This window comes from Mycobacteroides sp. LB1, assembly GCF_013449725.1.
Lineage (GTDB): Bacteria > Actinomycetota > Actinomycetes > Mycobacteriales > Mycobacteriaceae > Mycobacterium.
This window is the reverse complement of record NZ_JACCFF010000001.1, coordinates 1,868,934-1,895,163: the sequence shown is the minus strand read 5'-3', so window position 1 is coordinate 1,895,163 and position 26,230 is coordinate 1,868,934. Positions and strand designations below refer to the sequence as shown.

Genomic DNA, 26,230 nt, shown 5'->3' with positions numbered 1-26,230 from the left:
CATGACGAAACACCGGATCTTCTGGATCGCGGGAGCGTTGGCGGCGGTGGTGGCCGTCACGATTGGCGTGGTTGGCTGGACCTATCTGCGCGAGCGTCACGAGAGGCTCACCATCACTGCGCAATTCGAATCGGTCTCCGGCCTCTACCCTGACAACAAGGTATCCGTGCTGGGCATGCCGATTGGCAAGGTCACGAAGATCACCTCGCGTGGCACCTATATGGAGGTTGAGTTCACGGTCGATTCGAAGGTCAAGGTGCCTGCCGAAGCCAAAGCCGTCACGGTGTCCACCTCGATTCTCACCGACCGTCACATCGAACTGACACCGGTGTATCGCGGTGGACCGACGCTCAAGAACGGGGACGTTATCGGATTGGACCGCACGAAGACGCCCGTGGAGTTCGACAGAGTGCTGGCCATGATCGACAGGCTCTCGAAGGCGATGAAGGGCGACGGTAAGGGCGGCGGGCCGCTGGCCGATGTCGTGAACAACAGCGCCAATGCGCTGTCCGGAAACGGTGAGTTGATGAGGGCATCTCTGGACGAGTTGTCCAAGGCGCTTCGTCTGAGTGCTGACGGCGGTGCGATGACTCGTGATCAGCTGACTAAGATCATCACCCGCCTCAGTTCGCTCTTCGATGCCTCGGCACGTAACGACCAGAACATCCGGGACTTCTCCTCCCAGGTGCGGCAGCTGTCCCAGGTGCTCGACGACGAGCAGCTGGGTTCCGGAACTACCGGAAAGCAGCTGAATAGCATTCTGCTGCAGGCAGGTTCGCTCCTGGAACAGAACCGCGATGCCATCAAGGATTCGGTGGGCAATTCCAACCAGATTGCCCAGGCGGTATACGACAACCGGCGAGAGTTATCGGAAGGGTTCGATCTGCTTCCGCTGATGGCGGATAACGTCTACAACATCATCGACCCGATCAACAACGTGGTGCGTGCCCATGTGCCGGTGGACAGGTTGTTGTTCGACACTCAGGCCGCCAAGGAGATCTGCAATCTCATGGGTCTGCGCCAACTGGGATGCAGCACAGGCACCTTGCAGGACTACGGGCCCGATTTCGGATTGACGTATGTGCTCGACGGTCTCGCGGCGATGGGGCAGAAATGATCGAGATACGGAGATTCGTAGGGTCCGCGGTGGCCGTCGCCGTGCTGCTGACGAGCGGCTGCAGCACCAACGGCCTTGCCAGCCTTCCGCTTCCGGCGCCGGGGATGTCAGGTGGTTCCTATGGCCTGACGGCACTGTTCACCAACATCTTGAACCTGCCGTCCCGTGCCAAGGTGAAATTGGGTGGCGCCGATATCGGCGAAGTCGACTCCATGAGCACCACCAACTACACCGCCGTGGTGACGATGCGGATCCGTTCGGATGTGGAGATTCCGAAGGGGACCACAGTGGAGCTGCGCACCGCGACCCCGCTGGGTGACGTCTTCGTCGCACTGAAGCCGCCGCGGCCGGCCAATCCCGACGCACCGCTCTTGCGTGATGGAGACACCTTTGGTCTCGAATCGACCACCGCCGCCGCGACGGTAGAGGCGGTGCTGAGTTCGGCGGCGATCATTGTCAACGGCGGTGCGGTACGTAACCTCACCGGCACGGTCAATGGTCTCGGCCGAGCGACTGGGCCCAACGGTGAGGCGTTCGGAGATCTGATCGGAAAGTCGAATCGGCTGCTGGGCACGCTCAATGCGCGTTCCGGTCAGCTGGATTCCGCGCTGCGGGACACCGCACAGCTTGCCGCTGAGATGAATACGCGGCACGAGGCGCTCTCGGAGCTGTTGGTCGCTGCAGCGCCAGCCACGGACACCCTGTCTGCCAATGCAACTCATATCGCCGATCTGGCCGATCAGGTGGGTGCGGTGACCAAGCAGCTCTCCAAGTTCCCCTCGATCGCGGGTACCGACACCAGCGGCCGTAGCGTCATCGCCGATATGAACACGCTGTCGCGCTCGTTCAACGACATTTCGGTGAGTCCCGACACGAGTCTTGCCGCGCTCAATCAGCTGATGCCCCCGATCGTCAAGATCATGGCCGGTTCGGCGTTCGCCGCTCGGGTTTCGATCGACAAGCTTGTACTTGGCTCTATCCCTGATATCGGCTTCAAGGGCGACCCGGGCCTGCACGGGCCCAAGCGATATGACTGGGCCAAACTCGTCGGCTCCTTCAAGTACACCCTGTGGCGCCTGCAGGAACGTGTCGTGGGACAGGGGCCGGATGTTTCCACAATTCCGGTGCGCCCCAGCCCAACCGAGCCGGGTGTGATTGAGCCGATACCGGGTGCGGCTCCCGTCCAACCGGGGCCGCCGCGATGATCAATTCACTGGCGAACACGGTTGTGGGTACGGTGCGAGCAGCGCACCGGAAACGCATGTGGTTGTCCTTTTTCGCGCTCGCCGCGACCTTGCTGGTGGCGTGCGGGTACCTCATGGTGGGTGCGCTGCGAGCCAGGACATTCACGTCGACCTACGAGGTGTCGCTTGAGCTACCCGAATCCGGTGGGTTGATTCCCAACCAGGATGTGGCACTGCGTGGTTTACGGATTGGCCGGGTGGACACGGTGACTCCATCGCCCCGCGGGCCGGTTGCAGTGATGCACATCGAATCCGCGGTGAAGATTCCGGTGGGATCTCCAGTGCGGGTGTCCGGGCTCTCAGCTGGAGGGGAGCAGTATGTCGACTTCGCGCCGGTGACGACCACCGGCCCTTACCTGGGTAATGGCAGTGTGATTGCCCGGGGTCAGGCGACGGTTCCCGTGTCACTTTCCAAAATGCTCGCCAACGCCGATGGCACGCTCGCTCAGGTGGATACAGCGAAATTGGAAACCATCAAACGGGAACTCCATCTCTCGCGCGAGGCGCCGCGCAAGATGACGGACATCATCGACGGCGGCGTGTTCCTCTTGTCCACACTCGATTCCGTATTGCCGGAGACGGTCAGCACCCTGAAGCACAGCCGGGTGACGTTGTCCTCTATCGCAGAGATGAACAAGGGTCTCGCCACCACCACCCCGGGTCTGAACAGGTCCCTGAACGGCGTGGCCCGCATGGACGGCGGATTCCGCACGCTGATCGATAGGGTTCCCGGGCCGTTGGCCACTACCGACGCTGTGTTCGCCGACAACTCCGACACCATGGCGCAGCTGCTGGGGAACCTCACCACGGTGGCACAGTTGTCCTATGTGCGCGTGCCGGCGCTCAATGCGCTCTTCCCCGCGTATCGCGGATCGGTGATCGAGGCGGTGGGCAACACCTTTTACGATCACGGCGTGTGGGCCACCGCCGATATATATCCCCGCTACACCTGTGACTACGGATATCCGCGTACCGCGGTGTCGGCCGCCGATTACCCGGAGCCGTTCTTGTATGCGGGCTACTGCCGAGATGACGACCCAGCGGTGCTGGTGCGCGGTGCGAAGAATGCCCCGCGGCCGGCTGATGACGATACCGCCGGCCCACCGAAGGGTGCCGACCTCGGCAAGTTGGCCGATCCGACTCCTAAGGGCCGCTTCACCATTCCTACACCCTATGGCGGCCCGACCCTTCCGATTGCGCCTCCGAAATAGCGGGTCTAGCTGAATCCCAGCCAGCTGGGCAGTGCCCGACCGACGCCTCCCGCGGCATCGCACAGGGTGTAGGTGCTATCGCAATTACCCTTGGGGGAGCCGTATCCCGCCCACATGCCGCCGGCGTCCCGGCGCAGCACGATGGCTGAGGAGCCGCCACCGTCGAGTGCGATGGCCTTGTCGACACCCAGCCCGCGGTAAAGGTCCTGGAGGTTATCGGGTGTGTAACTTCCGCCCTGGAAGACCATGAGCTCATCGGTCGCGGACTTGTATCCGACCGCGGTGCGGGCGGCGGCGGGGCCGGGATCGTTCAGCTGTTCGGTGAATCCTGGAAGCAACAACTTGAGCCCGCTGACCGCGACGAACTGAACTCCCTTGTCCATCAGGCCTTCTAGCGGTCCGGTGGCGTACCCGTAGTCCTTCGGCCCGGCCGAGGCGATGACCTCAGGGGGTGAGCCGGGAGAAAAGACCATGGTGGCCAATGCGGTCCAGATTTCGTCACCGCCCGAGAGTGCCTGCTTTCCGGCGTAGACCCGGGTCCCGGTGATTTGCTTGTTGAAGTCGGCGCTGCCGTTGGCGGTATCGACGTAGGCACCGAGTGGTGAACTACACCCGGTGCTCTTCCAGTTGCCGCCCTTTTGACCACGGACGTCGAAGAAGTTGGCGTTGATGATGAAGGTGGGCTTACCCATGGTCATCCAGGCCGCCATCGGCTTGTACGTCTCGGACGCCTGCCACAGACCCTCAGCAGTACGTGCGCGTGCGTCGCGTTCACACCGGGACTGGTATCCGGAGTGGTTGTCCACCAAGAGGTTTGCGCGCAGCCGCGATGATGCGCTCTTGATGACCATGAGGTGGCCGCCGTTATCTAGCGTGTATTCGTTACCGGCGGCGCTGCGGAACGGCGCTGGGTTGCCGCCCCCGAAGTTGTAGACCAGGAAGGTGCCCTTGGTGTTGGCGATGGCAGCTAACACCGCATCGTGGGCGGCCTCGGCTCGCGCGGTGTTGTGCGTGGTCGGAATGGGCAGTGCCGCTACCAGGAGCATGCCGAACGTAATGCTTATCAGGCGACGTCCGCGAGAGTGTCGCCGAAGACGCGAAAAACGTGAAATGCCCACGGCGGTCCCTCCTGTGGTGATCTTGAATAGTTAACGATAATCACAGCAGCAACACAGTCAACTTTGGTAACAAGTGGGGATCGATCGGACATCGGCAGAGTTGCGACGGCTCGCTAGCCGCCTAAGCGGGCGTGCATCTCCCACACGAGGATCTCCGCGTCGATCGTCGCGGTGACACGCACAGCGCCGGTGTCAGTCAGCCGCACGGCATCTCCCTCGGCGAGCTCTCCGGCTGTCTCGAGGGTGACGGCGCCGCGCGCGACAAAGAGATGTACGAACAGCGCCGTCGGAAGCTCCACGCTGGCACCGGCAGGAATGCGCGCAGCGTGCAGTGCCGCGTTCCTCTGGGCAATGGTGATCGCCGTCTGATCCCGGTGCCGCGGCATTCCGGACGCCACGGTCACCAGCCCGCCGCGCAGCAGCTGGTCATCGATCTCCAGCTGCTGGTATCCGGGATCGACTCCCGATTCGTCGGGTGTGACCCACATCTGGATGAATCGCACCGGATCCGAGTGACGCTCGCCTGACAGCCGCCAGGAGTCGTTCTTTTCCGAGTGCAGGATTCCTGTACCGGACGACATCCGTTGGGCCAGACCGGGATAGATCACGCCCGAGTTGCCCTCGGAGTCCTGATGCACCAGCGAGCCCTGCAGCACCCAGGTGACGATCTCCATATCGCGATGCGGATGCGTTTCGAAGCCGGCGCCGGGCAGGACGATGTCGTCGTTGTTGACCAACAACAGCCCGTGGTGGGTGTTGTGCGGGTCGTAATGCTCGCCGAACGAGAAGGAATGCTTGGAGTCCAGCCAGGAGATCTTGGTAGCGAGCCGATCACTCGCGCGTCGGACGTCGATACCCATGCCCCCAGTATGCCGAGCATGCGCAAACGCGCCGAAATCCGGCGAAATTGCGCATGCTCGCGAAGGAAGTGGAGGGGTGGGGCTTACCAGTCGGCTTCGGTGTACTTGATGACGCCGCGGATGTTCTTGCCGTCCAGCATGTCCTGGTAGCCGTCGTTGATCTGCTCCAGGCTGTAGGTGCTGGTGACCATCTCGTCGATCTTCAGCAGGCCCTGCTTGTACAGGCCGACCAGCCGCGGGGTCTCGGTGTGCGTGGTGCCGCCACCAAAGATGTTGCCCTTCAAGGTCTTCTGCAACATGGTGAAGAGGAACAGGTTGAACTTCACGTCGACGTCAACCATGGCGCCCATGCCGGTAACCACACAGGTACCGGTCTTGGCGGTGAGGATCATGGCCTCTTCGATATATTCGCCCTTCATCTCGCCGACCGTGATGATGGTCTTCTGCGCCATGATTCCCCAGGTCACGTCCATGACCGGCATGATGGCCTCGGCCATCGAGGCGTAGGCGTGGGTGGCGCCGAACTTGAGGGCCTGTTCACGCTTCCACGGCACCGGGTCGATGGCGATGACGTAGCGGGCTCCGGAGACCACTGCGCCCTGCAGCGCGCTCATACCGATACCGCCGACACCCACGATGATGACGTCCTCGCCGGGCTTGACCTCGGCGATGTTGGTGGCAGAGCCGAAGCCCGTGGGCACGGCGCAACCGAGCAGGGCGGCCGCCTCGAACGGTACTGCCGAGTCGATCTTCACCACGGAGTCCTCGTGCACCACGGCGTAGGGGGAGAAGGTACCGAGCAGGTTCATCGCGGAGACGGGTGTGTTGCCCGCGTGGATGCGATTGGTGCCATCGGCTATCGCCTTGCCGCCCAACAGGATCGCGCCGCGGTCGCAGAGCGAGCGGTAGCCGCGCATACATGGCGGACACTTACCGCAGGCGGGGATGAACGCGAAGATGACGTGGTCGCCCTCTTCCACGCTGGTAACGCCCTTGCCGACCTTGGTGACGATGCCGGCACCCTCGTGACCGGGCAGTACCGGCAGCTCCATCGGGGTGGCACCGGTCAGCACGTGGTAATCGGAGTGGCACATGCCCGCGGCATGCAGCTGGACCTGGACCTCGCCCTCGGCCGGGTCGCCGAGCGTGATCTCCTCGACAACGATCGGCTTGTTGAGCTCGCGGATCAGCGCGCCTTTTGTCTTCATTGACTGTGTCTTCCTTGTCTTGCCGTGCCGTCTTGCCTATGTGGTGCCCGAGTGAAGCAGGTCACTCCCCCGGACGAGGATAGCGGCTTTGCGTGAAAAGTGAAACGCGTTCTAAAAGGGCGTGGTCAGCGACCCAACAGTGGCCCTGACGACTACCTATGCACGGTTATGAGGTCTTGTGCAAGAAGAGCTCAGGGGTTAGGAGACGCCTGCGTCGTGGGTGTCCCAGTACTTCTGGCGGAGCATGCGCTTGAGGATCTTCCCGGCTCCGGACAGTGGGAGCTCGTCGACGAATTCGAAGCTGCGCGGCACCTTGTAGTTGGCGATGTGCTCGCGGCAGTGTTCCGTCAGGTCCTCTGATAGATCTTTGCCGCCGCACTCGGATTCCGCCTGTTTGACGACGACTGCGTGTACGCGTTCACCCCACCGCTCGTCGGGGATGCCGATCACCGCGCAGGCCGCGACCGCCGGATGTTTGGCCAGGGCGTTCTCCACCTCGGCCGAGTAGACGTTCTCGCCGCCGGTCACCACCATGTCCTTGATGCGATCGACGATGTAGACATAGCCGCGGTTATCCATCCGCCCGGCGTCGCCGGTGTACATCCACCCGTTCCGGATGGCGGCCGCCGATTCTTCGGGGAGCTCCCAATAGCCCAGCATGACGTTGTCTCCCCTGACAATCACCTCGCCGATCTCGCCGCGAGGCAGTTCCTTGTCGGTGTCGCTGCTGGAGTCGACGATCATCACCTCGCAGTGCGGGGCAGCGCGTCCCGCCGAACGCAGCAGCGCTGGGTCGTCGTGGTCTTCGGGAAGCAGCAGCGTCGCAACGGGAGACACCTCGGTCATGCCGTAGGCCTGGGTGAATCGCGCGTTGGGGAAGACGCGTTGGGCGCGTTGCAATACGGCCTCGGAGATGACGGAGGCGCCGTAGGTGATGTTGTGGATGCCGGAGAGGTCGAGCCGAGCGGCTCCCGGATGATCGACCAGCATCTGAATCATGGTGGGCACCAACAGCATGTCCTCCACATCGTGTTCGACGATCGCGTCCAGCACCCCCTGCGGGGTGAACGACGGGAGGATCACGTGCGTGACATTCGATAGGTTCCCCGCAAGCACCGACGTGAAGTCGGCCATGTGGAACATCGGTGCCGAGTGCAGCAGCCGGCCGCCGCGGGTCACGAAGTTTCCGGTGGAAAGCGACCCCATCGCCGAAGCGAGCACATTGTTGTGAGAGAGCATGACGCCCTTGGGGTTTCCGGTGGTGCCCCCGGTGTAGAAGACGCCCAGCAGGCTGTCGCCTCCGGTGCGCGTGTCCTCGACGGGATCGTGTGCGTCGAGGAGGTCTTCGTATCCGATCATGTCCTCGGGTGTCGGTCCGTCACCGCAGTAAATGACGGTGACCAGGCATGGACATGCGGCACGCAACGGTGCGGCGGCGGCCTTGAACGCATCGTCCACGAGCAGCACGCGGGTGTCGGACTCCCGTAGTGAGTAGCTGATCTCGGCGAGGCTCCAGCGGATGTTGACGGCATTCAGTGAGGCACCCAACCACGGCACGGCGGTGAGGTATTCGACGTAGCGGTCGGAGTTAAGTGACAGCATGCCCACTCGGTCACCCGGCTGAACACCCATATCTCGAAGCGTCGAGGCCAACCGGCCGACGCGATCGGCGAACTGTTCCACAGTGCGTTCCCGGCCCCGGTGAATCGTGATGGGACGGTGTGGGTCCTGCTGCAGTGCGCGATGCAGCCACTGGGTTATGTGCATACCCCGATCCTGCCGTCGTGCCACCCTTCCGGGGCGGGATTCGTCGAGCTAACGGGCAATATGCGTTGTCCCGGTACGATATGTGCACGGGCAACTGAGGGTGAGGGGGAGTCGATGTCTCAGGGTCTGCCGGTAGTGGTGGGGATCGTCGTCATCGCGTTGGTGTTCGCGGCGATCTACTTCATCTCCGACCGAATGCGCAAGAAGCGGATCGCGAGGCTTGAGTCGTACGCTGAGGCTCACGGCTGGATGTACGCAGCCGATGACTCGAGTCTGTTGGGACTATCCGATGGCGCGCCGTTTGGTCGGGGTGATCGCCGCACTGCTCAGGACGCATTCAATGGCACCATCGACGGGCACGAGTTCGCGTCTTTCCAATACTCGTACCAGGAGACGAGCGGCTCCGGCGACGATCGGACTACCACGACGTATGAGTTCATGGTGACGTGCATTGTTACACCGCCATCGTCCTACCGCCTGGAGATCGGTCCCGAAGGCATGCTCTCCGGATTCTTTGGTGCCCTGGGGTTTTCCGATCTGGAGCTCGAGTCCGACGAGTTCAACAAGAAATTCAAGATCAAGGCCAGCCCAGAGCGGTTTGCGTACGACGTGCTCAATCCGCGCACCATGGAACGGATGCTTGCCGACCAAAGGTATTCGCAGCCATTGCGATTCGAGAACGGTCGGCTGTTGACGTGGCGGACGGGGAGGCTAGATGAGTTGAAGATCTCCGGCGACGTGAAGTATCTGATCGACACCCTCGAACCGGTCCCCACGTATGCCTGGGAACAGCGGTAGGAACGCCACAAACGGGCCGGCAGCCGACTGGTATTGTTTTGCTAAACCGGCGGTTGGGTGCGTCGGGTGGCAAGTCGGGGGTCATATGTTCAATAGCAGCGCCATAGCCACTGTGCTCGTAGTGGCCGGTGTCGCCGTGGTGGCGGTCGTGGGATTGTCGGTTTACCGGTACCGGCGGCGTATTGCCGATAAGAAACTCGCTGAGGAACTTGCACAGTTCGCAGCAGCTCAAGGCTGGAACTACGGCAACACATCCGATCCGCTTTTGGCAAAGCTCTCCTCCAGCCCCCCCTTCGGCCTGGGAGATAACCGCAGGGTCAAGGGCGTGTACCGCGGCAAGATCGGCGCTTGCGATTTCGTGTCGTTCGGGTACGCCTACGAAATAAGCCGGGACACCGGCACATTCGACATGACGACAACGTACGACTACATGGTTACGTACATCGCGACGCCGGCATCTGACTATCGGCTGGAGATTACGTCTGGCAAAACACTTTTGGATGCACTGGGTGCCAATGACTTTCATCTTGAATCCGTCGAATTCAACCAGCGCTTCCGTATCGAATGCGAGCCGGAACGATTCGCTTACGATGTGCTGAATCCGCTGACCATGCAGCGGATGCTGGCCGACCCGCGATCCGCGTGGCCGCTGCGGTTTGAGCACTCCAAGCTGATGACCTGGCAGTACGGCGAACTTGATGCGCGGCGCATCCCAGGTGCTGTTCAGTATCTGATCGACACCCTCGAACCGGTCCCCACGTACGCCTGGCAACAACATGAGGAGAAAGAATGAGCGCAGTGCTGATAGTGATCATCATCGTCGTGGCGGTTGTGGCCCTGATAATCGGACTATGGCTCTTGACGACGTACAACGGCTTCGTCAGGATCCGCAATCTGGTGCAGGAGGCGTGGAAGCAGATTGACGTCGAGCTACAACGGCGGCATGACCTCATCCCTAATCTCGTCGAAACAGCCAGCGCTGCAGCACAGTTCGAACGTGACACACTGCAACAGGTGACGGCGGCGCGCAACCTCGCTCGCGAAGTCTCCGCGACGCATCAGGGCGTCGCTGCCCAGGCGCAGGCCGAGCAGCAGCTTTCCGGGGCATTGGGGAAGTTCTTCGCTATCGCAGAGAGCTACCCACAACTGCAGTCGGTTCAGAACTTCGTCGGGCTGCAGACCGAGCTGGCCAACACAGAAGACCGTATCGCCGCAGGACGGCGTTTCTATAACGGCAATGTGCGCGCACTGAATACCAAGGTGCAAACGGTGCCGTCTAACTTTGTCGCGGGATGGTTCGGTTTCACCGCAGCCGAGTACTTCGAGCTCGAGGACCCAGAGGCACGGAAGGTGCCCAATATCCGGGGAGCCTTCGACCGGCTGAATCCGCCTCCGCAGCAGTAGATGAGCGTGCTGCTGGGCCTGCTGAGCATCGGCGCGGTCGGCGCCTGTTTCGGCGGACTGGCGATGCTGGGCGTGTGGATGTTCAAGACAGCTCAGCGGAACCGCCAACGGCGCTCGGCCTGGCTGTGGTCCTTCGCATCCGGTCGCGGCTGGAGTTTCGTTGAGTCGGAACCCGGTCTGGTGCGGCTCTCCGTGTGCGCACCATTTGGTGTGGGACACAGTCGATCTGCGACCGACGTGATCCGGGGAGTGCTCGACGGGGTGCCGTTCGTGTCGTTCACCTACATCTATCGCACGGGCAACTCATCGGACAACACCGAGGCGACCCACTCCACCATGGTGACCTGCGTACGGACCCCGCCGTCGGCGAACATGCTGCTGGTCACACCGGAAGGCGTGCTGTCGGGTCTGAGGGACACGATGGGGCTCGGAGACCTCAAGCTGGAATCGGAGGACTTCAATCGGCGTTTTCACGTCCGCACCAACAACGCCCGCTTCGCCTATGACGTACTGAACCCCAGCACGATGCACCGCATGCTTACCGATCGACGGTTCCAGCTGCCGATGCGGTTCGAGAACTCCAACCTGTTCACCTGGCGGTGGGAGGCGCTCAAGCCGGAATGGGTGGAGCCACATGCTCGGTATCTGATCGACATTCTCCGTGAGGTGCCGGGGTACACCTGGGACCGGCGATGAGTTTCGGCGGCGCGGATTGTCGGTACTGGTGAACGGTGGAAATACCGCCGCCCAGTCGCTAGGAGACTCGATGTCCCGCATGCTGTTCGTCAACATCCCCGTCGCCAATGCCGCCGCAACCCGCAAGTTCTTCGATCACTTGGGCTTCTCCTTCAACGATCAGTTCTGTGACGAGAACACCCTCTGCATGGTGATCAACGATCAGACCTGGGTGATGATGCTGGAGGAGGACAGGTTCCGCGGATTCATTGCCGACGATATCGCCGATACGTCGAAGAATCGTGAAGTGCTGCTGTGTGTTTCGGCTGACAGTCGGGAGGGTGTCGACGAACTGGCAGATGCGGCGTTGGCCGCCGGCGGGGTGGATTGGATGCCGGCGGAGGAGCTCGGGTTTATGTACGGACGGTCGTTCCGCGATCTCGACGGCCATGTGTGGGGGGTCAACTGGATGGATCCGGCGCACCTGCAGTAGTGCGCAGGATCTGTGACGCCTTACGTAGAGTCGCTCTCTAGGGTGACAACACCCGCTCTACGTAAGGCGCACATGACACACAGGATTATCGGGATTCCCGCCGCCTTGGCGGCGCTCGTGGTCGGCGGTGGTATCGCCGCGGCACCCGCGTATGCGACCGATACCTTCACCCCCGGATCGCCCAACGGGATAGACAGCTACTTCCCGCAGGACGGCAACGGCGGATATCGGGTCACCCAGTACGACCTGACTCTCCGCGTCGACCCGGAAACCACCGATCTGAACGGCACCATGGTGATCCGCGCCGCCGCTACCCAGAATCTGTCGAGCTTCAATCTCGACTTCTCGGATCTGGGCACCGTCACGGCGACCGTGGACGGACGCGCGGCCACCACCGAGTTCGGCGGTGAGCATGAAATGACCGTCACCCCGGACAAGGGCATCCGCGCCGGAAGTTCCTTCACCACCACGATCATCTACGCATTCAACGAGCAGCAGGAGGCGCAGGAGCGTGGGTTGGGCGCGCTGCCCGGTTGGGTGCGCAGCACCAGTGGCGGGTATGCCAAGGGCGGTGAGCCCGATGGTGCCGAGAGCTGGTACCCGTCGAACAACACCCCGGTGAACAAGGCCCCGTTCAAACTCACGGCGACGGTTCCGTCCTCCTGGGTCGCGGTGGGCGGCGGCCGGGAAGGCAAGGCCAGCGAGTCGAACGGCTGGACGACCACCACCTGGAACGAGCCGAACCCGGTTGCCATGTATCTGGTTCCGTTCGCCGTGGATCATTTCTCGGTGTTCCGCTCTACCCTGCCCAGCGGAACTCCCGTGGTGAGCGCGTTTGCGCCCGACGCGGGTTCCGGGAGCGCTGAGGCGCGGCTGCCCGAGGTGCTGAGCTTCCTGGAATCCAAACTCGGCAAGTACCCCCACGTGGCCGCCGGCGGTATCTTCGCCGACCCGATCCGCGAGGACATCGCGTTCAGCGCGTTGGAAACTCAGACCCGTCCGTATTACACGTTCAGCCGGGATGTCGAGGAGGACAAGCGGCTTTCGGTGGTGGTGCACGAGAACACCCACGAGTGGTACGGCGATGTGGTGTCGGTCGAACAGTGGCGCGATATCTGCCTCAACGAGTGCTTCGCTTCTTATCTGCCGTGGATGTGGTCGGAGGAGAAGGACGGCAAGTCCATCGACAAGCACTACCGCGACACCGTCGAGAAGATCTGGGACGAAGACAAAGTGTGGGGAAACCTGCTCTACGACATGTGCCCGGGTGGCGCCGAATGCAGCGCCGAAGAGGTCTTCAATCCGCTGGGTGTGTACGGGAAGGGGCCGTTAGCGCTCCATGCGCTGCGACGCACCATCGGGGACAAGGCGTTCCTGGAGATCTTGCGGTCGTGGCCGACTGCGCATAAGTGGGGCAACGCGACCTGGCCGCAGTTCGAGGCGTACGTGCAGAAGGTCACCGGCAAGGATCTGTCCGGTTTCTTCACCGCCTGGTTCCACAGTACGACCCGCCCGGCTGACCAGTACCTGTTCCCGGGGAGCCTCGCACAGCGGTAGTCAGTCGGTGAGTTCTGAGGGCAGACCGAACTTCTCGAACAGCGAGATATCGAAGAAGCACACCACGTGGGCCACGCCGTCCTGCGTGACGTCCAGGACGTGCATCTGGAAGGGGCGGTGCACCCCGTCGCCCTCGCGCATGTAGAGGCCGATCGCGGGCTGACCGTTGGCGGACGTCTCGACGAGGCGCATATCGCCGGCGTGCTCGGCGGGGCACTGCTCCTTGATGAGCGTGGCGATGCTCTGCCCGCCCTGGTACCAACCGGTGAACGGTGGCATTTCCCAAATGGCTTCGGTGGTAAACATTTTCGCTATGGCGTCGACGTCGTATCGCTCGAACGCGTTGATGTACTGCCGTAGCTGCTCCCGCAGCATCGGATCCTCGGGCTCCAGCAGGGTTTCCTCCTGCGGTGACACCTCCTGCAGCTGTGCGCGGGCGCGTTGCAGCAGACTGTTCACCGCGGCGGTGGTGGAGCCGATGGCCTCGGCGACCTCCTGAGCCTTCCACTGCAGCACCTCACGCAGCACCAGCACCGCGCGCTGTTTGGCGGGCAGATGCTGCAACGCTGCGACAAACGCCAAACGCACCGATTCCCGTGAACCCACGATGCTGGCGGGGTCGGTGGCATCGTCGGGCAGCGGCTCCAGCCAGGGGATCTCGGTGCGCTCGTCCAAATCGTCGAGCGGGTCGGCACTGGGGGCTCCCAATCCGGTCGGCAGCGGCCGACGCTGCTTGCCCTCCAGCGCCGTCAGACAGGTATTGGTGGCGATCCGGTACAGCCAGGTGCGTACCGACGACTTGCCCTCGAAGCGGTCGTAAGCCTTCCAGCCGCGCAGGTAGGTCTCCTGCACCAGGTCTTCGGCATCGTGGATGGACCCCGTCATCCGATAGCAGTGGGCCAGTATCTCGCGCCGATATTGTTCGGTGTGCGAAAGAAATTCATCCTCGATGGCTTGTGCCGTCACGGGCGCGAGGATAGTCGCCCCCACCGACACATGTCAGGTTGTTACTGGGTGTATGTGCACGGGCAGCTCGTCATCCCAAGGTTGGCGGTTCACCATGTCGGAGACCCGTACGTAGCCGCTTTCGAACTCACCGGTGGCAGCGTCCACTAGCCGGTATTGCTGAGTCTGTCGATGGATGGGTTGGGCGTCGAGTAGCACGATGCGCACCTCGCCCGGTTCGAACTGGCAGCGTTCCTGCATCGCGGCGATCAGCTGCTCGTTGTGCATGTGTCCGTCGCCGAAGTTCCAGCCGATAGCGGTGCTGCAGATGCGTTCGCCATCGGTGATGACGTATTCATCTTCGTTCTGCCCGGCCATGGCCCGGTGCGCGAGGGTGAACATGGCGCGCCCATGTGTGTTCATCGCGCGGAATGCGTAGCCGATGTACATGAGCAGCGGTGCTTGTTCGGTGCCGTAGTACCGCTCCATCTGCGCCTGCGGCATGCTCGCGATCGCGACGATGTTCTTGTCGATCTTCTCGCTGGCGGACGGCTTGATGCACCACAGTGTGGTGTCCCAGTTCCCCGCGTAGTACCTCATGCCGGGCAGGAAGGAGATCTTGCGAGGCAACAGGTTTCCGGCAACGACAACTCCGGCGCTCACGGCGAACAAGAGCAGCACGGGCACCGGGTGCTCCATGTTGTGCAGGCCGACGTTCGCATGCGCGACGAAAAGCGACAGCACACCGAAGATCATGAACACATTCCATTCCAACGGCACACCCATCGGGATGGCGGTGAGGATGCCCAGGTGGAAGCACACCATGGCGATAGCCGCGATGGTGGTGACCCACCCGCCATGGCTGAAGAACAGCGCGATGGGCACCAGCATCTCGATGGCGGTGCTCAGATGTGCGACGAGCCGAGACAGTGTTCCTGGACGTAGGTCGTCCGGGAAGTCCTCGAAGAACGCCCGCTTGAGCCGCTTGGCGCGGATGAGCGGGTTATTGGACATCATCGTCGAGATGACAAAAGGAAAGTGGTGGTTGAGCTTTGACGTCGCCGCCCCCATCCAGATGACGACGAAGATGAGTTTGGCGGCGACGATCATGTCGGCCCCGGCGAAGAGGAACGTCACGGTAAGGGCCCCGTACACCTCGCCGCGGGCGGCCAGGAAGATCACCTTGTCGCGCAGGCCGGCGACGGCCAGCAGCCCGAGGATGGTGGCGATCTGCCAGGTGGGTAGCAGCCCCGTCTCCGTGGGGCCGGACAGCAGTGCGTAGAGCGTCGTCACCAGCAGGGCCGCATACAGCGCGATATCGACAGGGGTCCTGGCGGTGCCCTTGGTGAGCGGGACGCGGGGCCAAGGTGGCAGCCGAATAGTGTTGGGGCGCAACCAGTACAAGATCGAACCCAGGGGTGGGAAGAACCTGTTGTTGAGCGGCCCGAAGCCGCAGCCGAGGCCGACGACCTCGAACAGCATGGTGTAGAGCACAACCTTCTGGAAGACGATGGGTTCGGACCAGTCGGAGGTGCCTGTGGCCACCATGGCGAACAACCAGCCGCCCAGGATGTACAGGCCGATTTTCAGCACATAGAACAGGTGCAGGGCGACCGGTGTCCCGAAGCCCACCTCGGCCCAGTGTCGGGCCATCGGTCGGATCTTCTCGGCGCGGGTGCCCTTGCTCCATTCGGCGATATCGACGACGGGCAGCGTGGGCTTGAGGAATCCCATGCGCTCACACTAGAACGTGTTCTAGGGCCGGCGGGCAGGAGCGGAGCGATTAGGGGATTGGCAGATTGATGGTCGGTACTCGCCTGCTCCGAGATTCCGTAGAGTTTCCGGGGTGAGCGGATCTCGGGTGCAGCGCGCCTTCGACGGCGCCGATAACGTGCGAATCGTCTACGACACCTGGACGCCGACGGTGTCACCGCGAGCGGTGGTCGTGCTCTCCCACGGATTCGGCGAACACGCGCGCCGGTACGACCACGTCGCGCAGCGGTTCAATGAGGCCGGATACCTGGTGTACGCCTTGGATCACCGAGGCCACGGCCGTTCCGGTGGCAAGCGCGTGTACCTGAGGGATATCTCGGAGTACACCGACGACTTCGGCACGCTGGTGGACATCGCGGCACGTGAGTACCCGGATCTGAAGCGAATCGTGCTGGGACACAGCATGGGCGGTGGGATCGTCTTCGCATACGGCGTGGACCACCAGGACCGCTACGACTTGATGGTGCTCTCCGGGCCGGCGATCGCCGCGCAGGTGGGGTTGCCGTATGTGCTGACGTTGGTGGCCCCGGTGGTGGGGCGCCTGATGCCCGGGCTGCCGGTCCAGCAGCTCGACGCCAACGGGATCTCCCATGACCCGGCGGTCATCGCCGCGTACAACGCCGACCCGTTGGTGCATCACGGCCGGGTGCCCGCGGGTATCGGCCGAGCGCTGCTGGGCGTGGGGAAGACGATGCGGCAGCGCGCCGCGGGACTGAAGCGTCCGGTGCTGACGATGCACGGCGGGGACGACCGCCTGACGGCGCCCGAAGGCAGCTTGTGGCTCGCCGAATCGGCACCCGATGCGACGTTGAAGATCTGGAAGGGCCTGTACCACGAGATTTTCAACGAGTTCGAAAAGGAACTGGTGCTCGACGAAGTGGTGGGCTGGATCGACGCCCGTCTCTGACGGGCACCTCTGAACCCCGCCCTCTGACGCCGACACGCCGCGTCGTGGCGGTTTCGTATCGCACATGTTCGCCGTAAGGCGGCGTGTCGGTGGCCGGTTGTGGCCATCGAAACACAACCGGAACGACTTGACAACCAAGGTTGTCAGAAATGTGGGGGATGCGGGGGTGCCGCGGCATGTCCCTGCGCTCGCCTAACCTGGCCTTCGTGACAGAGGACAAGCAGCTCTCGCGGATCGCCGCTCTGCTCCGTCAGGCCGAGGGCACCGACAACGCCCACGAGGCCGAGGCCTTCATGGCGGCGGCGCAGCGACTAGCCACCGCGACCTCGATCGACTTGGCGGTCGCTCGTGCGCACTCGGCGAAACGAGACGCCCAGGCGCGGCCCATTCAGCGCACCATCACCATCGGCGAGGCGGGCACCCGTGGCCTGCGGACCTACGTCAACCTGTTCGCATTGATCGCCGGCGCCAACGACGTCACGTGCGATGTAGCGTCCAACTCGACCTACGTGTACGCCTACGGCTTCGCCGAGGACATCGATGCCGTCCACGCCCTCTACGCCAGCCTGGTCGTTCAGATGGTCAGGGCCTCCGACGCCTACATCAGCTCCGGGGCGCACCGCCCGACCCCGACCATCACCGCCCGCCTCAACTTCCAGCTGGCCTTCGGGACGCGGGTGGGACAGCGGCTGACCGATGCTCGGCAGGAGGCGCGCGCCGAGGCTGTCAAAACCGAGAGGCGTGGTACGGGAACCGAACTGGTGTTGCGTGACAAGGACATCGAGTTGCGCGACTTCTACAAGGACACCTCCGTGGCGCGCGGGCGGTGGCGCGCGGTGAATGCTTCTGCAGGGTATTCCTCGCATGCTCGACGGGCGGGTGACCGTGCGGGCCGGCGGGCACGGCTCGGTGCCAGCTCCGAATTGGCTGGTGCCCGTGGCGCATTGGAGCAGACCTGAGCGACCGTCCGCGCGACACCCAGCGCGCCAAGGTGTACGCCGCCGAGGAGTTTGTCCGCGCCATCTTCGAGCGGGCCGCGAGCCACAGTCGGCGCGATATCGACTTCTTCGGGGCCAACCTGACGCTTCCGCCCGAGGCCCGGTTCGCGTCGGTCGAGTCGGTCCAGCGGTATGTCGACGATGTGCTGGCTCTCGTTGGGAGCAGATGGTCCGCTGGACCGCTCACGGTGCGTGCCCGCCGCGGGGCCGCCGCTGCCCACTACGAACGCGACGGAGACCGGGCGGCCATCGCCGTTCCCGACGATCGCAACGGAAGTGTCTGGGCCATGCGTGAACTGGTGATCCTGCACGAGTTGGCGCATCACCTGTGCCCGCAGGACGTTCCGGCGCACGGGCACGAGTTCGTCGCCCTCTATCCCGAGCTGGCGGGGCTGGCGATGGGGCCGGAGGTGGAGTTCATCCTGCGCACCGTCTACGCCCGCGAGGGAGTGCGCTAGCGCACGACGGCGATGGCCAGCCCGTCCCAGCCCTTAACGCCGACTGTCTGCAGCGCGGTGGCATCCAGACGTGGATCAGAACCCAGCCGCTCCAGTGCCTGGCGAGTGCCCTCGGCGTTCGGGCCCTCCTCGGATATCCAGCGAATCACGTTGTCCACCACAATCACTGCCCCGGGCTCTGTTAGTCGCAGCGCCCAATCGAGGTAGCTCGGATTGTTGGACTTGTCGGCGTCGATGAACACCAGATCGAACGGTCCCTCGACCGAGGGAAGTGAATCGAGCGCCGGGCCCACCAAGATCTCCACACGTTCGGCGAGCGCGGCGCGCTCCAGGCTGGACTGAGCGACGGCGGCATGCTTGGGATCGAACTCGAGGGTCACCACTGCACCCTCGGACCCGACCGCCTTGGCGAGCCATGCGGTGCTGTAGCCGCCGAGCGTCCCGATCTCCAGCACGCGGCGGGCCTTGGCGATCGTCGCCAGCAGGTACAGGAATTTGCCCTGCGCGGCCGATACCGCGATATCCGGCAGGCCGCCCTCCTCCTGTGCCTGCCGAATGTGATTCAGCTCGGCGGCGTCAGTAGCGACGGTGCGCTCCAGGTAGTCGTCGGTATCGGTCCACACTGATTGGGAGAGAGTCACTTCCGCGAGGGTACGCCCGATTCCTGAATTTTGAGTTATGCACGCAAACGTCGTGGTATTAACACGTAGCCCGTTCTCGTTGCGGCCAAAAAGGAGCCGGTAATGGCACTTGTCGACTATCGCGACATCTTGGGAAAAGTCATCGTGGGGGTCAGTGTCCCCGCAGTACTCGGCCTAGGCGCGTTAATGGCCAGCCGCTGGGGAAACGCGGTGGCCTACTCTGCCGGCTCCCAGCACATGGCCTTTCTCAACACTTGCCTGTCGATCTTCTTCGTTATCTGTGGAGCGACGGCACTTGTGCTCTTCACGCGAATCGCGTACCGGTACCTCGCCGATTCCACTGGCTCCGCCACATTTGATCCGTGGGATCTGATCCTGCTGGCCATCGGATTGTCACTGCTCGTCGGCGGAATCATGTACTTCATCGACATCTTCACCTACCTGCCGCCACGCCCGCGCACACCAACCCCTACACCCTTCAATTTCCCGCGAATTAGTCCCACGCGGATATTCACCCCGACGACCACCATCAGGTGGCCGTCGTAAATCCTCAGCCCCGCAGCGCGGAGATGAAGATCCGCGGGACTTTCAGCAGGCTGGGCTTACCGGCGAAGTCGACCAGCAGTTGGCCGGTGCTCGCCGCGGTGGCATTGCTCACGAACCACGGCGGCTTCGGGGACAGTGCCCATTCACCGTGCACCACCGACCGCGGGAACGGCCGGAACGGTCCGCGAACCACGGTGCGTTCCGGCTTCTCGACCAGGAAGCCGTTGTGCACCACGCCGATTCCGCTCTGCACATCGTTCAGGGCATGGCCGGGGAATGCGCCCCAGGTGGCGGAGGGGGTCAGGTAACCCACGCCAGTCCAGGCGTTGATGGCGACGGTGCCGTACTGCAGGTCCTCGACCAGGGTGTCGAAATTCGATCCGAGCTGCTCAATGGTGTCGGGGTGCGCGAGGATGTTCACCCCGAGGGTTCCGACGAATTCTTCGTTGGCAACACGTGCGGCCTCCAGCAGGTACTCCGACCCGTCGGAGCTCAGTTCGATGACACCGAGCACCGGCCCGAAATACTCGGTGCGCAGCAGTGCAGTCCGATCCTCGGGATCGACGACCAAGACCCGCGCACCGTTCTGCCCGAGCCGTTCGGCACTGGGATAGGACTGTTGTGCACCTGCCACTCGGTCATCCGAACCGGGGTAGTAGGCGGGACGGGGCGGTGCCTCGTCGACGGCCTTGCGCAGCGCCGCAAGGAATTCCTCGCGCTGCGGCCACGCCCTGGAGAGCACCACGACCTGCGAGGCGATGCAGTTGTACCCGTTGTTGTGCAACCGCTGGGTGGCGACGTGGCGGGCCTGGAACTCGATATCGGAGGAGCTCCATTCGCCGGGCACCACGATTGTTGGCGAAACGCCGCCGAGCTCGCTGGTGATCGCCTTGTCCAGGACCGGTTGATTGGCGGCCTTGCGCTGCGCGCCCTCATCGCCGGTGCCGAACACAATGGCGTCGTGGGTGACCGAGCTGCCGGTCATGTGGACGTGATCCACCAGCTGGTGATGCACCAGGTACGTGCCGACGTCGGCGCCGCCGGTGAGGATCCGCACCGCGCCGATCTCGATGAAGGGCTGAAGTACGGCGGCGAACACCGGTAGCAGCGGGTCGGTGATGGGATTCAGCTTCAGCGCCACCACGCGATTGTTGGCGAACAGTTCGTAAAGGGTGTCCAGCGGCGCGATCGAGGTGATGTTGCCCGCGCCGAGCACCGCGCCCACCCCGTGGGTTTGGCTGGGATCGTGTTGTGCCAGGCCCGCGGTACGCAGCGCCTCGGCCTGGTCCACGCCGGGCTGCAACCACAGCTCGGCACTGAATCCGGACAGCAGCAGGCTGTCGAAGATATTGAGCGGCAATACCGAAACCGTGGTGCGTCCACCGGGGGTGACCCCGAACTTGGCGTCACGCAACGGGCTCTGACCGGCCTGCAGATTCTCGAGGCTTGCGATGAGGGCGGCGATGGCCCCCGCGACGGCGTACGGGCCCGAGATCCATTCCTCGCCGACTAGTGGGGAGTCCGGGTCGAGCTTCTTGATCTGGAACGCCGCGGCCTGCACCCACTGCTCGGCGTTGTCGATCACGCGCTGGCGGGCATCTGCCAGTAGTCGCAACCGTTTTTCCAGAGAGATTTCGGCCCAAGCCTTTTCGCCATCGACCAAGTCTTGCAATGCCTGGTCTACCGGGGATTCGATCTGCACGTCGGTCATATTTGTCTGCTCACGCTCTTGTCGAATTCGAGGAGTGCGTCATGGTCGTTTGACGGTACGGGGTGGGGCCTGGGCTTCTTCCCGGTTCGTCAGGATCGAGCGTACTGCGCACAGGTACGTGGCGTACCAGTGCGCAAATGGTACGCGATGTACCACTTGATTGGCTAGGGTGAGATCCGTGCAGCCAGAGGTGCGGGACGGGGTAGTGAGCAGATGGAGCGGTCAGCGTGAGCGCCGCCGCGTCGAGTTCGTCGACGCCGCTCTCGCCGCCATCGCGGAACACGGCCCGCAGACGTCTACCGAGCAGATCGCGGTGTATGTCGGAGTCACCCGGACCAAGCTGTACCGGCATTTCACCTGTGCCGCGGACCTCCAACGCGCGATCGCGCAGCGCGCCAGCGAGATGATGATTGCCGAGCTCGCACCGGTCTGGCAGCCGCACGGCTCGATGGGGCAGATCATTGAGGCCGGTGTCGGCGCGCACGTGCGCTTCCTCGTTGGGCACCGCAACCTGTACCGCTATCTGGCTCGCTGCTCGCTGGCCGAAGATTCCGACGCCCACGACGCCATCACCGATATCAAGTTCTCGATCGGCACGCAGCTGGGTCAGGTCTTCGGGGTATACGTGGGCGCATTCGGGGTCGAGGCCGATACGGAACTTTCGGCGATGAGCATCGTCGGGATGGTCGAGACCGCCGCGGGGCATTGGCTGGACAACCCGGGCGGCACCTCACAGGAACGCTTGATCGACGATCTGGTCCGCTGGATCTGGCTGCTGATCGATGACACCCTGCGGTCCGGTGGCGTGTACCTCGCTAGGGAGGAACCCCTGTCGGAGCCCGAGGAAATCGCTCGGACCGTGGAGCAATACCGCGATCCGGGGCGAATCGCTCCGGCCTAGCCGCAGACCGCGCCGACGGCGGCCGACTGCACCAGCTTGACGTACTTGGCCAGCACCCCGGTCTTGTACCGCGGCGGGAGCGGCTCGAATCCCTCACGGCGCTTGGCAAGTTCGGCCTCGTCGACGAGTAGGTCGAGATTTCCGTTGGCAACGTCGAGCCGGATCCGGTCGCCGTCCTTGACGAATGCGATGGGTCCGCCGTCCACGGCCTCTGGTGCGATATGTCCGACGCACAGACCGGTGGTGCCGCCGGAGAAGCGTCCGTCGGTCATCAGCAGCACGTCCTTGCCTAGCCCGGCGCCCTTGATGGCGCCGGTGATGGCCAGCATCTCGCGCATGCCGGGGCCGCCCTTGGGACCCTCATAGCGGATGACGACGACGTCGCCATGGGTAATGGTGCCGTCCTCCAGCGCATCGAGCGCTGCCCGTTCCCGCTCGAAAACCCGTGCGGTGCCCTCGAACACATCGGAATCGAAGCCCGCCGACTTGACCACGGCGCCCTCCGGTGCCAGCGAGCCGTGCAGGATGGTGATGCCGCCCGTCGGGTGGATCGGGTTGTTCATCGCGCGCAGCACCTTGCCATCCGGGTCCGGTGGCGCGATGTGCGCGAGATTCTCGGCCATGGTCTGACCCGTGACCGTGAGGCAATCACCGTGCAGCAGGCCGGCATCCAGCAGTGCCTTCATGACCACCGGGACGCCACCGATCTCGTCGACATCCTTCATCACGTGGCGGCCAAAGGGTTTCACATCGGCCAGGTGCGGCACCTTCTTGCCGACGCGGGTGAAATCGTCGAGGGTCAGCTCGACCTCTGCTTCCTTGGCGATGGCCAACAAATGCAACACCGCGTTGGTGGAACCGCCGAACGCCATCACCACGGCGATGGCGTTCTCGAAGGCCTCCTTGGTGAGGATGTCGCGCGCAGTGATGCCTCGCCGCAGCATCTCCACGACAGCGTGGCCGCTGCGGCGAGCGTACTCTTCACGGCGCTTGTCGACTGCGACCGGAGATGCGCTGCCCGGCAATGACATTCCCAGAGCCTCGGCCGCACTGGCCATGGTGTTGGCGGTGTACATACCGCCGCAGGCGCCCTCACCCGGACAGATGGCGCGTTCGATGATGTCGACGTCCGCGCGCGACATCAGACCGCGGGCGCAGGCGCCGACAGCCTCGAAGGCGTCGATGATGGTGACTTCCTTTTCGGTGCCGTCGGTGAGCTTGGCCTTACCCGGCATGATCGAACCGTTGTAGAAGAACACCGAGGCCAGGTCCAAACGTGCTGCAGCCATGAGCATTCCGGGGATCGACTTATCGCATCCGGCCAGCAGCACGGACCCGTCCAGTCGCTCTGCCTGCATCACGGTCTCGACGCTGTCGGCGATCACCTCACGGGACACCAGTGAAAAGTGCATACCCTCATGGCCCATCGAGATGCCGTCGGACACCGAGATTGTGCCGAACTCCAGCGGATAGCCGCCGGCCTCGTGCACACCCTCTTTGACCGACTTCGCGAGCCGCTGCAGCGACATGTTGCAGGGGGTGATCTCGTTCCACGACGAGCCGACGCCGATCTGCGGCTTGGCCCAGTCGTCGTCTCCCATGCCTACCGCGCGCAGCATCCCACGGGCGGCGGTCTTCTCCAGGCCGTCGGTGACGTCGCGGCTTCTGGGCTTGATATCGGGCTGCTGCGGGGCTGACATGGGGTTAAGTATCCCTCGCCGATGCAAGCGCGATTTCTCGGCCGCCGACACGCCGCCTCCTGGCGGAAACGTGCGTTACGAAACCGCCGCAAAACGGCGTGTCGACAGCAATGATGGCGGGTATGCCATTAATGCCGGTCAGTGACTCGATGTTCCTCATCGGGGAAACGCGGGAGCACCCATTCCACGTCGGCAGTCTGCAGCTGTTCAAACCGCCCCCCGATGTCGGCCCCGATTACGCCGAGGTGTTCTACGAACAGCTGATGTCCACCACCGAGGTGTCATCGGATTTCCGCAAACGGCCCGGCCAACCGCTGGCGATCATGGGCAACCTCACCTGGATCATCGACGATGAGATCGACTGGGAGTACCACGTGCGCCGCGAGGCGCTGCCGAGCCCGGCCCGCGTGCGCGAACTGCTGACGGTCACCTCCCGCTGGCACAGCTCCCCGCTCGACAGGCACCGGCCCTTGTGGGAAATGCATGTGGTGGAAGGGCTTTCGGACGGACGCTTGGCCGTCTACACGAAGATGCACCATGCGGTGATCGATGGCGTCGGTGCCTTGCGGATGATGATGCGCTCGCTGACCGATGATCCCGACGCGCGCGACTGCCAGGCCGTGTGGGCCCCGGCGAAACGGCGCGCCAAGAGCAGCATCGTTAGCACCACCAATACCTCGGCGCTGGATCTCGTCAGAGGAGCGGCCGGTGCGATGAAACAGGTCGTCTCGATTCCACCCGGCCTGCTCAAGTACGGACGGCACGCGCTGTCCGACCCCCAGCTGGTCAGGCCGCTGTCGGCACCGCACACGATGCTGAACGTCTCGATCGGGGGAGCGCGACGATTCGCGGCGCAAACCTGGTCGATGACGCGGATCAAGGAGGTCGGTAAGGCGCTGGGCGGCACGGTCAACGATGTGGTGCTGGCCATGTGTGCGGGTGCGCTGCGTACCTACTTGGAGGAGCAGAACGCGCTACCCGATAAGCCGCTGATCGCCATGTGCCCGGTGTCGATCCGGGCGGAGGGTGACCAGAACTCGGGGAACTCGATCACCGCGCTGCTGGCCAATCTGGCGACCGACAAGCCCGATCCGCTGGAGCGGTTCAGTGCGATCCGGGACTCGGTGCAGGCCGCCAAGTCGGTGCTCTCGGAAATGACGCCCATGCAGCGGATGCTGGTCGGCGCCCTCAACGGCGCCCCCGCACTGAGCAGTGCCGTCCCGGGTTTGGTGGACCGGACCACACCTGCGTTCAACGTGATCATTTCCAATGTCCCCGGCCCGCGCACCGATATGTTCTGGAACGGGTTCGAGATGGACGGGTGTTACCCGGCATCCATCCCGATCGACGGAGTGGCGTTGAATATCACCTGCACCAGCAGCGGCTCTTCGATGCATTTCGGGTTGACCGGATGCCGCACGAGTGTGCCGCATCTGCAGCGCATCCTCACTCATCTCGAGGAAGCGCTGACGCAGCTGGAAGAGTCCGTCATCTGAGGGCTAATACCCTCAAGGGGTATGCAAGATCTGAACCTTGTACCCTACGGGGGTATCTGGGTTACGATGGTCGCATGCGAAACCGAACTCGGACGGCCATCATCGCCGGCGTCGCCGCTGCGGCGCTGGTTCTGTCAGCGTGTAGCTCGGATAAAAAGGGCGACGAAACGAAATCCGAGCACTCGGGCCATTCTGGGATGTCCACAACCCTGGACACCAACACCGCATCGGCTCCGGCCTCGGACCACAACGATGCCGACGTGACCTTCGCCCAGCAGATGATCATGCATCACCAGCAGGCCGTCGAGTTGGCCGCGTTCACGGAGGGGCGGACCGCCAACCCCGCGATCCTGGAGCTCGCGAAGAACATCGAGACGGCGCAACAGCCCGAGATCGACACCTTCACCGAATGGCTCAAGAACTGGGGCAAGCCCGTAATGCCCGAGGGGCACGACCCGGCGGGGCATATGCCTGGCATGGTGGACACGCCAGTTTTGGACCGGATGAAGACCCTCAACGGTGAGGCCTTCGACCAGCTGTGGCTGCAGTCGATGATCGCCCATCACCAGGGCGCGGTCGCCATGTCGAATGCGGAACTCTCCGGGGGCCAGTACCCTGCAGCAAAGCAGCTGGCGCAACAGATCATCGATAATCAGCAGCCCGAGATCGATACGATGCAAGGCCTCCTCAAGGGATAATGGA

At 63.4% G+C, this 26,230-nt stretch carries 25 protein-coding genes; 16 read left to right on the top strand and 9 right to left on the bottom strand.

The window, feature by feature from the left end; all coding sequences use genetic code 11:
• Position 1 precedes the first annotated feature (1 nt).
• The 3 genes from MLB1_RS09190 to MLB1_RS09180 are packed head-to-tail and all read left to right on the top strand — an operon-like array spanning position 2 to position 3,572.
• Positions 2 to 1,117 (top strand): MCE family protein, encoded by a 1,116-nt coding sequence (locus MLB1_RS09190; RefSeq protein WP_180749330.1) that lies wholly within the window; start codon positions 2 to 4, stop codon positions 1,115 to 1,117.
• On the top strand, positions 1,114 to 2,322 hold the full coding sequence (locus MLB1_RS09185; RefSeq protein ID WP_180749329.1) for an MlaD family protein: 1,209 nt from the start codon (positions 1,114 to 1,116) through the stop codon (positions 2,320 to 2,322). Before MLB1_RS09190 ends, MLB1_RS09185 begins: the two co-directional genes overlap by 4 nt.
• Positions 2,319 to 3,572, top strand: a complete 1,254-nt coding sequence (locus MLB1_RS09180) for an MlaD family protein (RefSeq protein WP_180749328.1) — start codon at positions 2,319 to 2,321, stop codon at positions 3,570 to 3,572. The genes MLB1_RS09185 and MLB1_RS09180 overlap by 4 nt, the downstream gene beginning before the upstream one ends.
• Positions 3,573 to 3,577: 5 nt before the next feature.
• On the opposite strand, the gene MLB1_RS09175 is transcribed toward MLB1_RS09180, so the two are convergent.
• From MLB1_RS09175 to MLB1_RS09160, 4 genes are all read right to left on the bottom strand, one after another.
• Positions 3,578 to 4,690, bottom strand: coding sequence for a phosphodiester glycosidase family protein (locus tag MLB1_RS09175; RefSeq protein ID WP_180749327.1), 1,113 nt, complete (start codon positions 4,688 to 4,690; stop codon positions 3,578 to 3,580).
• Between the two features lie 113 nt (positions 4,691 to 4,803).
• The gene (locus tag MLB1_RS09170; protein WP_180749326.1) at positions 4,804 to 5,550 is read right to left on the bottom strand and encodes a pirin-like bicupin family protein; all 747 of its coding nucleotides are present in this window, start codon (positions 5,548 to 5,550) and stop codon (positions 4,804 to 4,806) included.
• 83 nt (positions 5,551 to 5,633) lie between these two features.
• Positions 5,634 to 6,758 (bottom strand): NDMA-dependent alcohol dehydrogenase, encoded by a 1,125-nt coding sequence (locus MLB1_RS09165; RefSeq protein ID WP_180749325.1) that lies wholly within the window; start codon positions 6,756 to 6,758, stop codon positions 5,634 to 5,636.
• Positions 6,759 to 6,956: 198 nt separating this feature from the next.
• Entirely contained in the window at positions 6,957 to 8,525 is a 1,569-nt protein-coding gene (locus MLB1_RS09160; RefSeq protein ID WP_180749324.1) for a long-chain fatty acid--CoA ligase, read from the bottom strand.
• A gap of 114 nt (positions 8,526 to 8,639) precedes the next feature.
• On the opposite strand from MLB1_RS09160, the gene MLB1_RS09155 reads away from it, so the two are divergent.
• The 6 genes from MLB1_RS09155 (at position 8,640) to MLB1_RS09130 (ending at position 13,452) form a co-directional block, all read left to right on the top strand.
• Entirely contained in the window at positions 8,640 to 9,323 is a 684-nt protein-coding gene (locus MLB1_RS09155; RefSeq protein WP_180749323.1) for a DUF3137 domain-containing protein, read from the top strand.
• A gap of 121 nt (positions 9,324 to 9,444) precedes the next feature.
• On the top strand, positions 9,445 to 10,116 hold the full coding sequence (locus tag MLB1_RS09150) for a hypothetical protein (RefSeq protein WP_180749322.1): 672 nt from the start codon (positions 9,445 to 9,447) through the stop codon (positions 10,114 to 10,116).
• Positions 10,113 to 10,727: a LemA family protein gene (locus tag MLB1_RS09145; protein WP_180749321.1), complete on the top strand. Its 615-nt coding sequence runs from the start codon at positions 10,113 to 10,115 to the stop codon at positions 10,725 to 10,727. Before MLB1_RS09150 ends, MLB1_RS09145 begins: the two co-directional genes overlap by 4 nt.
• Positions 10,728 to 11,423, top strand: a complete 696-nt coding sequence (locus MLB1_RS09140; RefSeq protein ID WP_180749320.1) for a DUF3137 domain-containing protein — start codon at positions 10,728 to 10,730, stop codon at positions 11,421 to 11,423. It abuts the gene before it with no gap.
• 70 nt (positions 11,424 to 11,493) lie between these two features.
• Positions 11,494 to 11,895 (top strand): glyoxalase, encoded by a 402-nt coding sequence (locus MLB1_RS09135; protein WP_180749319.1) that lies wholly within the window; start codon positions 11,494 to 11,496, stop codon positions 11,893 to 11,895.
• A gap of 72 nt (positions 11,896 to 11,967) precedes the next feature.
• Positions 11,968 to 13,452, top strand: coding sequence for a M1 family metallopeptidase (locus tag MLB1_RS09130; RefSeq protein ID WP_180749318.1), 1,485 nt, complete (start codon positions 11,968 to 11,970; stop codon positions 13,450 to 13,452).
• Here the strand turns inward: MLB1_RS09130 and MLB1_RS09125 are convergent, their stop codons facing one another.
• Entirely contained in the window at positions 13,453 to 14,418 is a 966-nt protein-coding gene (locus MLB1_RS09125; protein WP_180749317.1) for a sigma-70 family RNA polymerase sigma factor, read from the bottom strand.
• Between the two features lie 33 nt (positions 14,419 to 14,451).
• The gene (locus MLB1_RS09120; protein WP_180749316.1) at positions 14,452 to 16,131 is read right to left on the bottom strand and encodes a DUF3556 domain-containing protein; all 1,680 of its coding nucleotides are present in this window, start codon (positions 16,129 to 16,131) and stop codon (positions 14,452 to 14,454) included.
• A gap of 127 nt (positions 16,132 to 16,258) precedes the next feature.
• Between MLB1_RS09120 and MLB1_RS09115 the strand changes: the two genes are divergently transcribed.
• The 3 genes from MLB1_RS09115 to MLB1_RS09105 all read left to right on the top strand — a co-directional run bounded on the left by MLB1_RS09115 (position 16,259) and on the right by MLB1_RS09105 (position 18,533).
• The gene (locus tag MLB1_RS09115) at positions 16,259 to 17,077 is read left to right on the top strand and encodes an alpha/beta hydrolase (RefSeq protein WP_180749791.1); all 819 of its coding nucleotides are present in this window, start codon (positions 16,259 to 16,261) and stop codon (positions 17,075 to 17,077) included.
• Positions 17,078 to 17,283: 206 nt separating this feature from the next.
• Entirely contained in the window at positions 17,284 to 18,036 is a 753-nt protein-coding gene (locus tag MLB1_RS09110) for a DUF2786 domain-containing protein (protein ID WP_180749315.1), read from the top strand.
• On the top strand, positions 18,033 to 18,533 hold the full coding sequence (locus MLB1_RS09105; RefSeq protein ID WP_180749790.1) for a TIGR04338 family metallohydrolase: 501 nt from the start codon (positions 18,033 to 18,035) through the stop codon (positions 18,531 to 18,533). Before MLB1_RS09110 ends, MLB1_RS09105 begins: the two co-directional genes overlap by 4 nt.
• Here the strand turns inward: MLB1_RS09105 and MLB1_RS09100 are convergent.
• On the bottom strand, positions 18,530 to 19,174 hold the full coding sequence (locus MLB1_RS09100) for an O-methyltransferase (RefSeq protein ID WP_180749314.1): 645 nt from the start codon (positions 19,172 to 19,174) through the stop codon (positions 18,530 to 18,532). The genes MLB1_RS09105 and MLB1_RS09100 overlap by 4 nt on opposite strands.
• A gap of 102 nt (positions 19,175 to 19,276) precedes the next feature.
• On the opposite strand from MLB1_RS09100, the gene MLB1_RS09095 reads away from it, so the two are divergent.
• On the top strand, positions 19,277 to 19,720 hold the full coding sequence (locus MLB1_RS09095) for a hypothetical protein (protein WP_180749313.1): 444 nt from the start codon (positions 19,277 to 19,279) through the stop codon (positions 19,718 to 19,720).
• Between the two features lie 4 nt (positions 19,721 to 19,724).
• On the opposite strand, the gene MLB1_RS09090 is transcribed toward MLB1_RS09095, so the two are convergent.
• Positions 19,725 to 21,431 (bottom strand): aldehyde dehydrogenase family protein, encoded by a 1,707-nt coding sequence (locus MLB1_RS09090; RefSeq protein ID WP_180749312.1) that lies wholly within the window; start codon positions 21,429 to 21,431, stop codon positions 19,725 to 19,727.
• A 169-nt stretch (positions 21,432 to 21,600) separates the two neighbouring features.
• Here MLB1_RS09090 and MLB1_RS09085 point away from each other — a divergent pair, with 169 nt between their 5' ends.
• Positions 21,601 to 22,332 (top strand): TetR/AcrR family transcriptional regulator, encoded by a 732-nt coding sequence (locus tag MLB1_RS09085; protein WP_371750578.1) that lies wholly within the window; start codon positions 21,601 to 21,603, stop codon positions 22,330 to 22,332.
• Here the strand turns inward: MLB1_RS09085 and ilvD are convergent.
• Complete coding sequence (ilvD, locus tag MLB1_RS09080) at positions 22,329 to 24,032, bottom strand: dihydroxy-acid dehydratase (RefSeq protein ID WP_180749310.1); 1,704 nt, start codon at positions 24,030 to 24,032, stop codon at positions 22,329 to 22,331. The two genes, MLB1_RS09085 and ilvD, sit on opposite strands and share 4 nt — an antisense overlap.
• A 110-nt stretch (positions 24,033 to 24,142) precedes the next feature.
• Here ilvD and MLB1_RS09075 point away from each other — a divergent pair, with 110 nt between their 5' ends.
• Together MLB1_RS09075 and MLB1_RS09070 are read left to right on the top strand one after the other, a co-directional pair.
• Positions 24,143 to 25,528: a wax ester/triacylglycerol synthase family O-acyltransferase gene (locus tag MLB1_RS09075; protein WP_180749789.1), complete on the top strand. Its 1,386-nt coding sequence runs from the start codon at positions 24,143 to 24,145 to the stop codon at positions 25,526 to 25,528.
• A gap of 74 nt (positions 25,529 to 25,602) precedes the next feature.
• Positions 25,603 to 26,226 (top strand): DUF305 domain-containing protein, encoded by a 624-nt coding sequence (locus MLB1_RS09070; protein WP_180749309.1) that lies wholly within the window; start codon positions 25,603 to 25,605, stop codon positions 26,224 to 26,226.
• The last annotated feature ends 4 nt before the right edge of the window (positions 26,227 to 26,230 follow it).

Excerpts from the sequence above, each read along its gene's own strand:
- MLB1_RS09145 (WP_180749321.1), top strand. The coding sequence starts at position 10,113 with ATGAGCGCAGTGCTGATAGTGATCATCATCGTCGTGGCGGTTGTGGCC.
- MLB1_RS09075 (WP_180749789.1), top strand. The coding sequence starts at position 24,143 with ATGATGGCGGGTATGCCATTAATGCCGGTCAGTGACTCGATGTTCCTC.
- MLB1_RS09095 (WP_180749313.1), top strand. The coding sequence starts at position 19,277 with ATGGCACTTGTCGACTATCGCGACATCTTGGGAAAAGTCATCGTGGGG.
- ilvD (WP_180749310.1), bottom strand. The coding sequence starts at position 24,032 with ATGTCAGCCCCGCAGCAGCCCGATATCAAGCCCAGAAGCCGCGACGTC.
- MLB1_RS09135 (WP_180749319.1), top strand. The coding sequence starts at position 11,494 with ATGTCCCGCATGCTGTTCGTCAACATCCCCGTCGCCAATGCCGCCGCA.
- MLB1_RS09130 (WP_180749318.1), top strand. The coding sequence starts at position 11,968 with ATGACACACAGGATTATCGGGATTCCCGCCGCCTTGGCGGCGCTCGTG.
- MLB1_RS09160 (WP_180749324.1), bottom strand. The coding sequence starts at position 8,525 with ATGCACATAACCCAGTGGCTGCATCGCGCACTGCAGCAGGACCCACAC.
- MLB1_RS09140 (WP_180749320.1), top strand. The coding sequence starts at position 10,728 with ATGAGCGTGCTGCTGGGCCTGCTGAGCATCGGCGCGGTCGGCGCCTGT.
- MLB1_RS09165 (WP_180749325.1), bottom strand. The coding sequence starts at position 6,758 with ATGAAGACAAAAGGCGCGCTGATCCGCGAGCTCAACAAGCCGATCGTT.
- MLB1_RS09120 (WP_180749316.1), bottom strand. The coding sequence starts at position 16,131 with ATGGGATTCCTCAAGCCCACGCTGCCCGTCGTCGATATCGCCGAATGG.
- MLB1_RS09190 (WP_180749330.1), top strand. The coding sequence starts at position 2 with ATGACGAAACACCGGATCTTCTGGATCGCGGGAGCGTTGGCGGCGGTG.
- MLB1_RS09185 (WP_180749329.1), top strand. The coding sequence starts at position 1,114 with ATGATCGAGATACGGAGATTCGTAGGGTCCGCGGTGGCCGTCGCCGTG.
- MLB1_RS09155 (WP_180749323.1), top strand. The coding sequence starts at position 8,640 with ATGTCTCAGGGTCTGCCGGTAGTGGTGGGGATCGTCGTCATCGCGTTG.
- MLB1_RS09170 (WP_180749326.1), bottom strand. The coding sequence starts at position 5,550 with ATGGGTATCGACGTCCGACGCGCGAGTGATCGGCTCGCTACCAAGATC.
- MLB1_RS09070 (WP_180749309.1), top strand. The coding sequence starts at position 25,603 with ATGCGAAACCGAACTCGGACGGCCATCATCGCCGGCGTCGCCGCTGCG.
- MLB1_RS09180 (WP_180749328.1), top strand. The coding sequence starts at position 2,319 with ATGATCAATTCACTGGCGAACACGGTTGTGGGTACGGTGCGAGCAGCG.
- MLB1_RS09090 (WP_180749312.1), bottom strand. The coding sequence starts at position 21,431 with ATGACCGACGTGCAGATCGAATCCCCGGTAGACCAGGCATTGCAAGAC.